Raw genomic sequence first — 12,858 nt, forward strand, 5'->3', positions numbered from 1 at the left:
CGTCACTCCTGGCTGTCGACGACGATCGCGGCGCTGCCCTCGGCGGAGGCCGACGCGACCTGCGGTGCGTCGCTCGCGGCGACCTGCACGTTGACCAGCGTGTTGCCTGTGACGGTGTCGGTCGAGACGCCGACGACGACGCCCTCGACGGTCGCGAGGTCCGCGGTGTCGCCGCCGCCCACGGCGGTGGACACGATCCGCACGTCGTCCCCGGACCGCACCTGGCCGGCGGGCAGCATGGCGGCCGTGACGCTCACGCCCACCACCGAGTTCCCCTCGGACGGCACGGCCGCGTCCGTCACCTGCTCCGCGGTGACGACGCCCCCGGCCACGATGTCGAGCGCCGCGTACTTGCCCACGACGGCCTCGGCGCTGCTCGCCGGCACCGCCTGCAGCGCAGGGTCCACCCCGATCCGCACGGTGACGAGGTCGTCGGCGTCGATGACCTGGCCGCGGTGGATCGTCTCGCGGACGGTGAGCACCTCCTGGCTGTTCGACATCGACTGGAAGGCGAACGCGCTCACGAGAGCGCCCACGCACACGAGCACGACGGAGAGCGCGATGAGTGCGGGGCGTCGGCGCATCTTCGGCGGCGGCGCGATCTGCCCTGCCGGCGCGCCGGACGGGTCCGCGCCCCCTTGCCGGCGCGCCCGGGTGTTCTCCGGCACAGGCGTCGTCGTCGTCATGTCGTGAGGGCCTCTCGCTGCAGGTCGGAGCACGGTGTGCTCGTCGGCGGTGTCGTCTCGCCACCGTGAGGAGTTCGTCGAGGTCGTCGGGCTCCACCCAGGCATGCGAGTCGGAGCGCACCTCTAGATACCACGCCGCCGCGATCGACACAGCGCATCGTCCGCGTCGCGAGACAAGATCGAACGTCTCGCGGACTGAGAAGTTCTCGCTTATCGGACATCCCGCCGGAATGCGGCCGGCAGGTGCCGGATCAGCACTCCGCGCGGCCGCGGCGCCAGTAGCCCATGAAGGCGACCGCCTTGCGGTCGACGCCCTTCTCCGAGACGAGGTACCGGCGCAGCGTCTTGATCGAGCCGGCCTCGCCGGCGAGCCACGCGTAGAGCACGGTGTCCTGCGCGAGCGGCTGGCCGGTCGCGTCGACGGGCACCTCCCAGAGGATGTCCGCGTCGATGTCGACGTCGGGCAGGTCGCCGTCCAGGTCGACGCCCGCGGCGGTCAGCGCCGGGACGTCGCCCTCCGCGGCCAGCAGCTCGGGAACGGCGGGGGCGTCCGCCGACGGGCGCACACCCATGGCGAGCAGCCGGTCCGCGGCCTCCTTCACGGCGGGCACGAGCACGTCGCCGTGCTCGCGGTCCTCGCGCGGCAGCCACGAGATGCGCACGCCGGCGGGGGCGGCCAGGGTCCAGCGGTCCTCGCGGTGCGGGACCTCGAGGAAGACCTCGCCGACGGCGTCGTCGGGCAGGGACTCGCAGATCGCGGCGATCGCCGGGACGGCGGTCTCGTCGCCGGCGAGCAGCAGGGCGTGGCTGCGGGCGGGCGGGTTGAACTCGAGCCCGCCGTGCGGCCCGTCCGTATAGGCGGCGTTGGGGCCCATGATGACGAGCGGGGCGCCCGGCTTCGCGCCGTTGGCCCAGCGGGAGGCGGGCCCCGTGTCGCCGTGCAGCACGATGTCGACGTCCACCTCGCGCAGGTCCTGCCGGACGGCGCGCACGGTGTAGGTGCGCAGCGGGTTGCGGCGCTCCTCGGGCAGCGCGCGCCACGAGGTGAACCAGTCGGGGTTCTGCCGGTCGAGGTACTCCCAGCCGCCGCACGGCGCGGGGAGCAGGAACTTGATCCGCTGGTCCTTGCCGTTGTCGGCGAACCCGTCGAGGTCCTCGCCGGTGAACGTGATGCGGATGAACGACGGGCAGAGCCGGGTGACCCGGGAGACGGTGACGTCGAACATGCGGTACGGCTGCTCGGGGACGACGTCCTGCGCGGCGGTCTGGTCGGCGCGCTCGGTCGCCTCGACGGTCTCGGTCACGGTGGTAAGCCTAACCTCACCTCGCCGGGGGTCCGCAACCCCGGGTGACCGTCGTCACACACGTGCTGAGCGACGGCGGGCACCGGCGCGCACCGGCTACGTCGTCGCCTCCACCGCGCCCGGCGCGCGGACCACGACGACCGGGCAGGCCGCCGTCCGCACCAGGGTGTGCGTCGCGGAACCCAGGAGCAGGGACGCGAAGCCGCCGCGCCCGCGCGTGCCCAGCAGGAGCCGCTCGGCGCCCTCCGCCTCGCGGTGCAGCACCCGGACCACCTGACCCTCGCGCGTCTCGCCGAGCACCTCGAGCGCCCCTTCGGACGCGCCTCGCTCCCGCAGCCGCTCCTCGACCCGGGCCAGGGCGTGCTGCAGCACCGGCCCGGCGTCGGCCTCCGTGATGTCGTGCGCCTCGTGCTCGGTGGGCCCGCGCGACGTCACCCACTCGGTCACCCCGGGCCGCCACACCACGACGACGCGGAGCGCGCGCCCCAGCTCCCACGCGGCGTCGACGGCGGCGTCGAGGGCCACCGCGGACTGCTCCGAACCGTCGAAGCCGACGGCGACGGGGGCGTCCGGCGGCAGGTCCGTCCGCGGGCCCTCGGCCGGCACGACGACGACCGGGCAGTGGGCGTGCGCCGTCACCTGCAGCACCACCGTGCCCCGGATCGCCTCGTACAGGCCGCCGTGCCGGGTGGCGCCCAGCACGAGGGCGCCGGCGTCGGCCGACATGCCCACGAGCGCCGCGGACGGGGAGGCGTACTCGACGAAGGTCTCGACGCTCACGCCGGGGGCGACGTCGCGGGCGCGGGCCGCGGCCTCCTCCACGACGGGCCACGCGCCGCCGTCTCCCCGCTCCCCCAGGTCCTCCCCGTGCGGCCGCGCGGCCACCCCCGTGTCGTGCGCGTCGCGCACGTAGACGACGCGCAGCACCGCGCCGCGCGTGCGCGCCTCCCGCGCCGCCCAGGCGAGGGCGACGTCGGCGGGCTCCGACGCGTCGTAGCCGACCACCACCGGGGCGGCGCTGTGCTCGTCCACCTCTCCATCGTCCCTCGCCGCGGCCCTGCTCGAAAGGCGGCGAGGGTCAGGCGGTCGCGCGTCCCCGCGACCGCCAGAGCAGGTAGACGAAGTACGGCGCCCCCAGCAGCGCCGTCCCGAGGCCCGCGGGGATCTGCCCGGGGGCGATGACGACGCGGCCGAGCGTGTCCGCCGCGGACACCAGCACGGCGCCGACCAGGATCGCGACGGGCAGCACCCGCGCGTGCCGGGCGCCGACCAGCGCGCGGGCGGCGTGCGGGGCGACGAGCCCGACGAAGCCGATGACGCCCACGGCGCACACGGCGGCGGCCGTGGTCAGCGCGGCGGCCCCGAGCAGCACCAGTCGCGAGCGGTCGACCGGGAGCCCGAGGACGCGCGGGGTGTCCTCGTCGAGCGACAGCACGTCGAGCTCGCGGCGGTAGGTCGCCGCGAGCGGCACCATGACGAGCAGCGCGAGGGCGACGGGCAGGAGCTGCTCCAGGCTGCGCCCGTACGTCGAGCCCGACAGCCACGTCAGGGCGAGGTTGACGTCCCACGGCGCGATGACGAGGACGACGAGCGTGATGAGCGCCGTCGTGCCCGCCTGGGCGCCGATGCCGACGAGCACCAGGCGTTCGGAGCCGAGCCCGCCGCGCGACGACAGCAGGTACACGAGGGCGAACACGCCGAGCGCGCACGCGCCCGCGGCCGCCGACATCGGCCAGATGCCGACCCCGGGCACGAGCAGGATCATCAGCACCGCGCCGAGGCCCGCGCCCGACGTGACGCCGAGCAGGCTCGGCTCGGCGAGCGGGTTGCGGCAGACGGCCTGCACGATCGTGCCGGCGAGCGCCAGCGCCGCGCCCGCGAGCACGGCGGCGAGCACGCGCGGCACGCGCTGGTCGAGCACGAAGCTCACCTGGCGCCCGGCGGCGCCCTGCACCCAGTTCGAGACGTCGCCGAGCAGCACGATCCGGTCCCCGAGCAGCAGGCCCGCGACCACGGCCGCGACCAGGGCGACGGAGAGGACGACCAGGACGGTGACGACCCACGCTCGTGAGCGGGGCCGGCCGAGCGTCCCTCGGGCACCCCGTGCCCCCGCCCCGGCGTCGCGCAGCCGCCGGGCCATCCACACGAGGATGCCGGCGCCGAGCACGCTGGTCACGACGCCGGTCGGCACCACGACCGAGGCCTGACCGGGCAGGATCGCGCGCAGCAGCACGTCCGCGCCGAGCACCACGACGACGCCGACGAGGGCCGCGAACGGCAGGAGCAGCACGTGCCGGCCGAGGCCGGGCACCCTGCGACCCACGAGCCGGGCGATGACGGGCGCGGCGAGTCCGACGAAACCGATCGGGCCGGCCACCGTCACGGCGATCGCGGCGAGCAGGACGGCCGCCAGGACGGCGAGCACCCGCGTGCGGCGCACGTCGATGCCGAGGACGCGCGCGGCGTCGTCCCCGAGACCGAGGAGGTCGAGCCGGCGGGCCAGCAGGAGCGCGCCGAGCACCCCGGCGGCCACCACCGGCGCCGCGAGGCTCACCGTCCGCGTGCCCGACTGCACGATGCTGCCGCTCCCCCACGCGAACAGGCCGGTCGTCTCCTGCTCGAAGAGCACGAGCAGCACCATCGTCAGCGAGTGGAGCGCGAGCATGATGGCCGAGCCGGCGAGGACCAGCCGGGTGGGGCCGTCGGCGCCGCCGCGCGCGAGCGCGAGCACGAGCGCCGCGGCCGCCAGCCCGCCCACGAACGCGATGCCGCCCTGCAGGTAGAAGGGCACGCTCAGGCCCAGGGCCGCCGCGGCGACCACCGTGACGTACGCGCCGGCGTTGACCGCCAGCGTGTCCGGCGAGGCCAACGGGTTGCGCGCCACCGACTGCAGCACCGCGCCCGCGACGCCGAGGGCGACGCCCACGAGCAGGCCCGCCAGGAGGCGCGGCAGCCGGGAGGAGACGAGCACGGCGACCGTGCCGTCGTGGTCGGCGCCGACGAGCGCGCGCAGCACGTCGAGCGCGCCGACGTCCGCCGTGCCCTGGGTGAGGTGCACCGCGGCCAGGACGAGCACGGCCAGCAGCGCGACGGCGAACGCCGCGACGACACGGACGGGCGCAGCCCGCCGCCCCGGCACGGTGGCGGGGGCGGCGGACGGCGGGGAGACGGTCACGGACACGTGCTGCGGGCGGGTCAGGCGAGGGCGTCGACGAGCGCGTCGATGTACGCCGCACCCGAGAGGGGTCCGCCGAACATCCAGATGCCGTCGGGGATGCGGTGCACGTCGCCCGCCGTGACGAACGGCAGCTGCTCCCACACCTTGTTGCCCTCCAGCCCGTCGGCGAACGGGTCCGCCTCCGAGTCGTTGGCGGCGTAGACGAACTTCACGTCGCCGAGCTTCGTCAGCCCCTCGACGTCGGTCTGCGCGAGCCCGTAGTCGGGGTCGCCGCCCTCGGTCCACGCGTCCTTGAGGCCGACGGCCTCGCCCAGCGCGCCGAAGAAGGACCCCGGCGTGTACATGCGCACGGAGACGGTGCCGTTGGCGATCCAGCCGTCCGCCATCGTGAACTCGGCGCCGCCGAGCCCGGCCTCCTCGAGGGCGGCCTTGCCCTCGGCGACCTTGGCGTCGAAGTCGTCGAGCGCGGCCGCGGCGGCGTCCTGCTTCCCCGTGACCTCACCGAGGGTGGTCACGGTCTCCCTCATGTACCCGAGCGGGTCGGTGCCGTCGGAGCCGCGCAGCGTCAGGACCGGCGCGACCTCCTCGATCTGGGCGATGACGTTCTCGGGGAGGTCGGTGGTGGTGACCACCAGGTCCGGCTCGAGCGCCGAGATCGCGTCGAGGCTGGGCTCGCCGCGCGTGCCGACGTCGGGCGTGCCCTCGTCGATCGGCGCGACCGTGTCCCACGTGTTGTAGCCGGCCACGTCGGCCTGGCCCGCGGGCTCGACACCGAGCGCGACGAGGTTCTCGGTGAGGCCCCACTCGAGCGAGACGACGTCGGCCGCGGGGGCGTCGAGGGTGTGCTCGCCGCGCTCGTCGGTGTACGTGACGGGACCGGTCGAGGCCGACGGCTCGGCGGCGGCCTCGGCCGCCGGGTCCTCGGTGGTGCCGCACGCGGTGAGGGCGAGCGCGGCCACGGCGGCGGCGGTTCCGGCCAGCAGCGATCGGGTGGGGATGCGCATGGGTGTCTCGGTGTCCTTCGGGTCGGTGCGCCACGGTTCGGGGCGCGACGGTGCCGGGCGGGGGCGCCGGCGAGGTGTGGGTCGGGTGGCGAGGGGAGGTCAGACGCCGCGCGTGGCGTGCCTGCCGACGGCCTCGCAGCGGGTGCGGCCGGTGTCCGGGTGGGTCGTGACGTCGACGCGGATCCCGTAGACCTCGGTGAGGAGCTCGCTGGTGAGCACCTCGGCCGCCGGGCCGGAGGCCCGCACCTGGCCGCGGTGCAGCACCACGACGTGGTCCGCGACGGCGGCCGCCTGGTTGAGGTCGTGCAGGACGACGCCGACGGCGACGCCGTGCTCGGTGGCGAGGTCGCGCACCAGGTCGAGCAGCTCCACCTGGTAGCGCAGGTCGAGGTAGGTGGTGGGCTCGTCGAGCAGCAGCACGCCGGTGTCCTGCGCGAGGCAGGTCGCGAGCCACACCCGCTGCAGCTCGCCGCCGGAGAGCTCGTCCACGCCGCGCTCGGCCATCTCGGCGACGCCGGTGACGTCCATGGCGTGCGCGATGGCCCGGGGGCCGTCCGCGTCCGCGGACCGGAACCGCCCGCGGTACGGGTGCCGGCCGTAGGCGACGACGTCGCGGACGGTCACGCCGCTCGGCGTCGGGTGGCTCTGCGACAGGAGCGTGACGCGCCGCGCGAAGTCCTTGGGGTGCAGGGCGAGCGCGTCGGTGTCGCCGTCACGGTCGCCGTCGGCGAGAGTGACGCTGCCCGCGTCGGGGCGGTGCAGCCGCGCGAGCGAGCGCAGCAGGGTCGACTTGCCCGAGCCGTTGGGGCCGAGCAGCGCCGTCACGGCGCCCGGCCGCAGCTCGATCTCCGCGTCCTCGACGACGGTGCGGCGGTCGTAGGACAGCCGCAGCCCGCGCCCGGCCATCGCGGCGGCCGGACGGGACTCGACCACGGGGGGCGGCGAGGGCACCAGGGTCTGACTCACGTAGGTGAGGCTAACCTTCACCGAAGGGTTACGTCATCCCCCTGTTGCGTAATTCCCTGTGACGCGGGTCACCGACGGGCGTCGTCGACGACATCGCCGCCTTCCTGTTGACAGGAGCATCGGCCTTCGTCAGGGTGGTCAAACTGGTCTAGACCAATGGAGGTTCCCATGACCACCGTCAGACGACGACTCGCCGCCGGAACGCTGACCGTCGCGACGCTTCTCGCCACCGGAGCAACCACCGCCACCACCGCCGGCGCCACGACCGCGACGAGCGCCCAGGACGACCTTCCCATCGTCAGCCCCGCACCGCAGGACATGCGCCGTTCGGGTCACGACCTCAGGCTCTCGCGCACCGTCGACGTCGTGGTCGACGACGGCACGGACCCGGCGGCGCGGCGGGCGCTGGAGGAGCTGCTGCGCGAGCACGGCGTCCGCACGGTCGAGCGGGGCGGGGACGCCCGCGGCCCGGCGCGGGGACAGGTGCGCGTCCTGCTCGGGGACGGCGAGCGGGCCGACGTCCGCGCCGCCCTCGGACGTGTCGACGTGCCCGACCGCGACGAGGGCTACGCGGTGCGCGTCGATCCGAAGGGCGGACGCGGCACGGTGACCCTCGCGGGCCACGACGGCGCCGGGCAGTTCTATGCCGTGAAGACCCTCGAGCAGCTGCTGGACGACCGGCGCGCCGGCACCACCGCGGCGGGCGCCACGGTGGTGGACTTCCCGGCCATGCCGCTGCGGGGCACGATCGAGGGCTTCTACGGCGAGCCATGGACGCACGCCGAGCGGCTCGACCAGCTGGCCTTCTACGGCGACGTCAAGGCGAACACCTATGTGTACGCGCCGAAGGACGACCCGTACCACCGCGAGAAGTGGCGCGAGGACTACCCGGCGGACAAGCTCGCGGAGCTCGCCGAGCTGGTCGGGGCGGCGACGGCGAACCACGTGCGCTTCACGTTCGCGCTCTCGCCGGGCAACAGCGTCTGCTACTCCGGCGAGGACGATCTGGCCGCCCTGGAGCGCAAGTTCCAGGCGCTCTACGACGTCGGCGTGCGGGCGTTCAGCATCCCGCTCGACGACATCGACTACTCGCGCTGGGCCTGCGACGCCGACCGCGCCGCCTACGGGGAGCCTTCTCCGGGCAACGCCGGCAAGGCGCAGGCGGACTTCCTCACCCGCGTGCAGGAGGGCTGGATCGAGACCCACGACGGCGCCCGGCCGCTCCAGATGGTGCCGACGGAGTACTACAACACCACCGAGTCGCCCTACAAGGCCGCGCTGCGGGAGATGGACGAGGACGTCGTCGTGATGTGGACGGGCAACGACGTGGTGCCCCAGTCGATCTCCGTCGACCAGGCGATCGAGGCGGACACCGTCTTCGGCGGTCCGACGTTCCTGTGGGACAACTACCCCGTCAACGACTACGGGCAGACCAGCGGGCGGCTGCTGCTCGCCCCGTACGACAAGCGCGAGCCCGGCCTGTCCGACCACCTGGCGGGCATCGTGTCGAACCCGATGAACCAGGCGGCGGCGAGCAAGGTGGCCGTCTTCGGCATCGCGGACTTCGCGTGGAACGACCGCGGCTACGACCGCGACCGCAGCTGGCTCGAGGCGATGCGCTACCTGGCCCACGACGACCGGGACGCCGTGGAGTCGCTGCTCGCCTTCGGCGACCTCAACCACCTGGCGCCGAGCTTCGGCGACCCGTGGCAGCCGCAGGCGCCCGCCCTCGCGGAGGAGATCGGCACCTTCTGGGAGCGCTGGGAGGCAGGCCACCGGCGGGCGGCGGTCGCCGGCCTGCGGGACGACGCCCGGACGGTCGCGGACGTCCCCGAGACGCTCCGGAGGTCCGGCGTGGACCCCGCGTTCCTCTCGGACGCCGCGCCCTGGCTGGACGCGAACGACCTGTGGGGCGACGCGTTCCTGGCCACGCTCGACGCCGCGGAGGCCGACCTGCGGGGTGACACCGCGCGGCGCGACGCGCTCCTGGCCCGGGCCGACGCCGCGGCCGAGGCGGCCGCGCAGGTGATCGTCGACCCGCCGGACAACCGCTGGGGCGCCGCCCCCGTGAAGCTGGGAGACGGCGTGCTCGACGTCTTCCTCGAGGACCTGGCCGCCCGGCTCCGCGACTGACCCCGCGAGGCGTCGAGCGTGCTGACCTGAACCTCGGGCGGCCATCAGGTCAGCGCGCTCGACAGGTCGGCACGCTCGACGCCGGACCGGCGACCCGCGTCAGGCTCGCGTCGCCCAGAACGCCACCGCCGACGCGGCGGCGACGTTGAGGGAGTCCACTCCCCCGGCCATGGGGATGCGCACGACGACGTCGGCCGCGGCGACGGCACCGCGCGACAGGCCGTCCCCCTCGGTGCCCAGCACCATCGCGAGGCGCTCGGGCGGGTCGGTCACCAGGTCGTCGAGGGACACCGAGTCGTCGGACAGGGCGAGCGCCGCGACGGTGAACCCGTCGTCCTGCAGCGCGTGCAGGCCGCCCGGCCAGGAGTCCAGCCGTGTCCACGGCACCTGGAACACGGTGCCCATGGACACGCGCACCGAGCGGCGGTAGAGCGGGTCGGCGCAGCGCGGCGAGACGAGGACGGCGTCCACGCCGAGGGCCGCCGCGCTGCGGAAGATCGCGCCCACGTTCGTGTGGTCCACGATGTCCTCCAGCACGGCGACGCGGCGCGCGCCCGCGCCCCCGCGGGCCGCGGCGAGCAGGTCGTGCACGGAGGGCAGCACCGGCCGGTGCATCGCCGCGAGCGCCCCGCGGTGCAGGTGGAACCCGGTGATCCGCTGCACCACGTCGTCCGACCCGACGTACACGGGGGCGTCGGGGTGGGCCGCGAGCACGTCGGCCATGGAGTCGAGCCACTTCTCGGCCATGAGGAACGACCGGGGGCGGTGGCCCGCCTCGAGCGCACGCCGGATCACGGACGACGACTCGGCCATGTACAGCCCCTCGGCGGGCTCCCGTGCGGCGCGGAGCTTCACGTCCTTGAGGTCGGTGTAGTCGTGCAGGCGCGGGTCCGCGGGGTCGGTGACGCGGGTGGTGCGGGCGTCGTCGACGCCGGGCTCGGGGGTGCTCACCGAGGCATTCTCCCCCGCACCGCACCGCACCGTTGCCGCCCCCTCAGCGCGCGAGCACCTCGGCGAGGCTGCGCGCCGGGCCGGTCGAGCGCCACGCGCCCGGCGTCGCGCCGTGCCGCCGCACGAAGGCGCGGTGGAACCCCGGCACCGAGTCGTAGCCGACCTGCCGGGCCACGCGCTCGACGCTCGCGTCCGGCGCGCGGAGCAGCCGCGCGGCGACGTCCATCCGGCACCCGGCCACGTAGCCCATGGGCGGCTCGCCCACGGTGCGGGCGAACCGTTCGGCGAACGCGGACCGGGACAGCCGCGCGACGGCGGCGAGCGACTCCAGCGACCAGGGCCCCTCCGGCGCGACGTGCACGGCACGCAGCACGGGCCCGAGCGCCGGGTCGCGCAGCGCGGCGATCCACCCCGACGCCGGCTCCTCCGCCTCGAGCCAGCGCCGCACCACGTGCACCAGGAGCACGTCGGCCAGCCGGGCCGTGACCACGTCCGTCCCCGGCCGCGGATGGTGCACCTCGTGGTCGATCGCGGCGACGACGGCGCGCAGCCAGCCGCCGTCCGCCCCGTCATCGCCCGCGCCCGACCCGCTCGCGGCGCCCGGCGCCCGGAGCACCGGCGGCAGGCTCGCCAGCAGGCGGCCGACACCCGGGTCGGTGAACCCCACCGCCCCGCAGACGAGGGTCGCCGGACGCCCGCCCCCGTCGATCCGCAGCTGCTCGTACCGGTCGGCGACCACCGTGCGGTCGACGTCCCAGAGCCCGGTGGCGGGGTCGTCGGCGGTGCCGGTGATCGCGTGGCCGGCGCCGTGCGGCACCAGCACGAGGTCGCCGGGGCCGAGGTCGTGCCGCCCGCCCTCGACATCGACGACCGCCCGGCCGTCGAGCAGCAGGTGGAACATCAGGACGCCCGGCAGCGCCGGCATCGCGATGCCCCACGGCTCGGAGAACCGGCCGGTGGAGCAGAAGACGGCGTCCATCTCGAGGGTCCCGAGCACGTCGGCCCAGGGGTCGACCTGAGGTTTCCCGGCGCCCGGGACGGGCAGCAGGGCGGCAGCGTCGCTCATCCCGCCATCCTGCGACCGCCCGGACGAACGGTCAAGACTCCCGGATGTGACCTCATGGTTCGTCCGTCATCCTGCCGGAAGTCTGGAACCAGACGCCGGAGCCGCACGGGGCTCGGCACGACAAGGAGGACTCTCATGGACGTACTGGTGGTCGGAGCGACGCGGGGCAGCGGCCTCGCCATCACCCGCGAGCTCGTGGCCGCGGGGCATCGCGTGACCGCGTTCGGCCGGACGGCGAGCACCGCGTTCGCCGCACCGGCCGCTGGGCCGGGCGCTGGGCCGGGTTCCCTGCGGCCCGTCGACGGCGACGCCCTCGACCCCGAGGCGGTCGCCAAGGCCGTCGCCGGGCAGGACGCCGTCGTCGTCACGCTCGGCATCTCGGACAACCCGCTCGCCGTGCAGTGGCTGGGCCGGTCGAGCACCCCCGCGGACGTGCGCTCGCGCGGCACCGCGACCGTGGTCGCAGCCATGCGCGAGACCGGCGTGCGCCGCCTGGTCGTGCAGAGCACGTACGGCCTCGGCGACTCCTGGGCGCACCTCGACCTCACCTGGAAGCTGGTGTTCCGGTTCGTCATCGGCCGCCAGTTCACCGACTCGGGTCGCCAGGAGGAGGTGGTGCGCGCCAGCGGCCTCGACTGGACGCTCGTGCGCCCGGTCTCGCTCACCGACGCCCCGGACGACGCGGCCGACGGCGCCGACGTCGGGAGCCCCGCCCACGTCACGACCGACGACACGCGGCGCGGGCTCAAGGTGTCCCGCGGGCAGCTCGCACGGGTGCACGCCGCCGCCCTCGCCGACCCGGCCGCCGTCGGGGCCACGCTCAGCGTCTCCGCATGACGTCCGCACCACCTCGCAGACCCCGCGGGGCCCCGACCGGCGCGAGCCTGTCGGGGCCCCGTGCCAGGATCGCGAGGTGACCTCCCACGTCCCGGCCCGCACGCCCGCCGTCGTGCTCCGCGACCGCACCACCGCCGACCTGCCCGCCCTCGTCGACGTCCTCGCCGCCCAGCAGCCGGCGTCGGGCTACCCGCACCGGTGGCCGCTGCCCTTCCCGGTCGAGGAGTTCCTGGTGCGGCCCGACGAGGAGCGCGCGTGGGTCGCCGAGCTCGACGGCGCGGTCGTGGGGCACGTGAGCGTGACGTCCGTGCCGGACGACCGGTTCGGCGCCATCTGGTCCGCGGGCGCCGGCCGCCCCGTCGACGAGCTGGGTTGCGTGTCGGTCCTCTTCGTCGGCCCGGACGCGCAGGGCCGCGGCGTCGGCGGCGCGCTGCTCGACGTCGCCGTGGCGCACCTGCACGCCCGGGGCCGCACGCCGGTGCTCGACGTCGACGACCGCGACGGCGTCGCGCACGCCGTCTACCTCCACCGCGGGTGGCGCGTCGTCGGCGAGGCGCGGTTCGACTGGCAGCGCGAGGGCGCGCCGCCGGCCCGGATGCTCGTGCTCCCCTGACCGCAGAAGGAATCGAGCGTGGGGGGGGTTTTCCAAAACCGGGCCGGGGGGGGGAGAAGTAACCCCCGCCCAGGAGGGCGGGGGGGGGGGTTATAAAAAAAAGAAGCGGCCCCCCCCAGG

11 protein-coding genes are annotated in these 12,858 nt (G+C 75.3%); 3 read left to right on the forward strand and 8 right to left on the reverse strand.

The genetic code is table 11. The features are described 5' to 3' along the window. Nucleotides 1–2: 2 nt before the first annotated feature. The 6 genes from ACFQ8T_RS09240 to ACFQ8T_RS09265 form a co-directional block, all read right to left on the reverse strand. Nucleotides 3–686: an SAF domain-containing protein gene (locus ACFQ8T_RS09240; RefSeq protein WP_430546245.1), complete on the reverse strand. Its 684-nt coding sequence runs from the start codon at nucleotides 684–686 to the stop codon at nucleotides 3–5. A gap of 251 nt (nucleotides 687–937) precedes the next feature. After that, nucleotides 938–1,990, reverse strand: coding sequence for a siderophore-interacting protein (locus tag ACFQ8T_RS09245; RefSeq protein WP_430546246.1), 1,053 nt, complete (start codon nucleotides 1,988–1,990; stop codon nucleotides 938–940). Nucleotides 1,991–2,086: 96 nt separating this feature from the next. Further along, nucleotides 2,087–3,022 carry a universal stress protein gene (locus ACFQ8T_RS09250; protein WP_430546247.1) on the reverse strand — a complete coding sequence of 312 codons (936 nt, stop codon included), beginning with the start codon at nucleotides 3,020–3,022 and terminating at the stop codon, nucleotides 2,087–2,089. Nucleotides 3,023–3,068: 46 nt separating this feature from the next. Then, entirely contained in the window at nucleotides 3,069–5,165 is a 2,097-nt protein-coding gene (locus tag ACFQ8T_RS09255) for an iron ABC transporter permease (RefSeq protein WP_430546248.1), read from the reverse strand. Nucleotides 5,166–5,185: 20 nt separating this feature from the next. Further along, on the reverse strand, nucleotides 5,186–6,172 hold the full coding sequence (locus ACFQ8T_RS09260; protein ID WP_430546249.1) for an ABC transporter substrate-binding protein: 987 nt from the start codon (nucleotides 6,170–6,172) through the stop codon (nucleotides 5,186–5,188). 99 nt (nucleotides 6,173–6,271) lie between these two features. Next, nucleotides 6,272–7,078 (reverse strand): ABC transporter ATP-binding protein, encoded by an 807-nt coding sequence (locus tag ACFQ8T_RS09265; RefSeq protein ID WP_430546344.1) that lies wholly within the window; start codon nucleotides 7,076–7,078, stop codon nucleotides 6,272–6,274. 228 nt (nucleotides 7,079–7,306) lie between these two features. On the opposite strand from ACFQ8T_RS09265, the gene ACFQ8T_RS09270 reads away from it, so the two are divergent. After that, on the forward strand, nucleotides 7,307–9,271 hold the full coding sequence (locus ACFQ8T_RS09270; RefSeq protein WP_430546250.1) for a beta-N-acetylglucosaminidase domain-containing protein: 1,965 nt from the start codon (nucleotides 7,307–7,309) through the stop codon (nucleotides 9,269–9,271). Nucleotides 9,272–9,370: 99 nt separating this feature from the next. On the opposite strand, the gene ACFQ8T_RS09275 is transcribed toward ACFQ8T_RS09270, so the two are convergent. Both ACFQ8T_RS09275 and ACFQ8T_RS09280 read right to left on the reverse strand, forming a co-directional pair. Continuing rightward, entirely contained in the window at nucleotides 9,371–10,222 is an 852-nt protein-coding gene (locus ACFQ8T_RS09275) for a TrmH family RNA methyltransferase (protein ID WP_430546251.1), read from the reverse strand. A gap of 43 nt (nucleotides 10,223–10,265) precedes the next feature. Beyond that, the gene (locus ACFQ8T_RS09280; protein ID WP_430546252.1) at nucleotides 10,266–11,288 is read right to left on the reverse strand and encodes an AraC family transcriptional regulator; all 1,023 of its coding nucleotides are present in this window, start codon (nucleotides 11,286–11,288) and stop codon (nucleotides 10,266–10,268) included. A 135-nt stretch (nucleotides 11,289–11,423) separates the two neighbouring features. Here ACFQ8T_RS09280 and ACFQ8T_RS09285 point away from each other — a divergent pair, with 135 nt between their 5' ends. Together ACFQ8T_RS09285 and ACFQ8T_RS09290 are read left to right on the forward strand one after the other, a co-directional pair. Then, a complete protein-coding gene (locus tag ACFQ8T_RS09285) occupies nucleotides 11,424–12,125 on the forward strand; it encodes an NAD(P)-dependent oxidoreductase (protein ID WP_430546253.1) in 702 nt (233 codons plus the stop codon). 76 nt (nucleotides 12,126–12,201) lie between these two features. Further along, nucleotides 12,202–12,738: a GNAT family N-acetyltransferase gene (locus tag ACFQ8T_RS09290; protein WP_430546254.1), complete on the forward strand. Its 537-nt coding sequence runs from the start codon at nucleotides 12,202–12,204 to the stop codon at nucleotides 12,736–12,738. Nucleotides 12,739–12,858: the final 120 nt, after the last annotated feature.

The organism is Isoptericola sp. NPDC056618, from assembly GCF_042792715.1.
GTDB classification, from domain to species: domain Bacteria; phylum Actinomycetota; class Actinomycetes; order Actinomycetales; family Cellulomonadaceae; genus Isoptericola; species Isoptericola nanjingensis.

Excerpts from the sequence above, each read along its gene's own strand:
- ACFQ8T_RS09240 (WP_430546245.1), bottom strand. The coding sequence starts at position 686 with ATGACGACGACGACGCCTGTGCCGGAGAACACCCGGGCGCGCCGGCAA.
- ACFQ8T_RS09260 (WP_430546249.1), bottom strand. The coding sequence starts at position 6,172 with ATGCGCATCCCCACCCGATCGCTGCTGGCCGGAACCGCCGCCGCCGTG.
- ACFQ8T_RS09265 (WP_430546344.1), bottom strand. The coding sequence starts at position 7,078 with ATGGCCGGGCGCGGGCTGCGGCTGTCCTACGACCGCCGCACCGTCGTC.
- ACFQ8T_RS09270 (WP_430546250.1), top strand. The coding sequence starts at position 7,307 with ATGACCACCGTCAGACGACGACTCGCCGCCGGAACGCTGACCGTCGCG.
- ACFQ8T_RS09280 (WP_430546252.1), bottom strand. The coding sequence starts at position 11,288 with ATGAGCGACGCTGCCGCCCTGCTGCCCGTCCCGGGCGCCGGGAAACCT.
- ACFQ8T_RS09285 (WP_430546253.1), top strand. The coding sequence starts at position 11,424 with ATGGACGTACTGGTGGTCGGAGCGACGCGGGGCAGCGGCCTCGCCATC.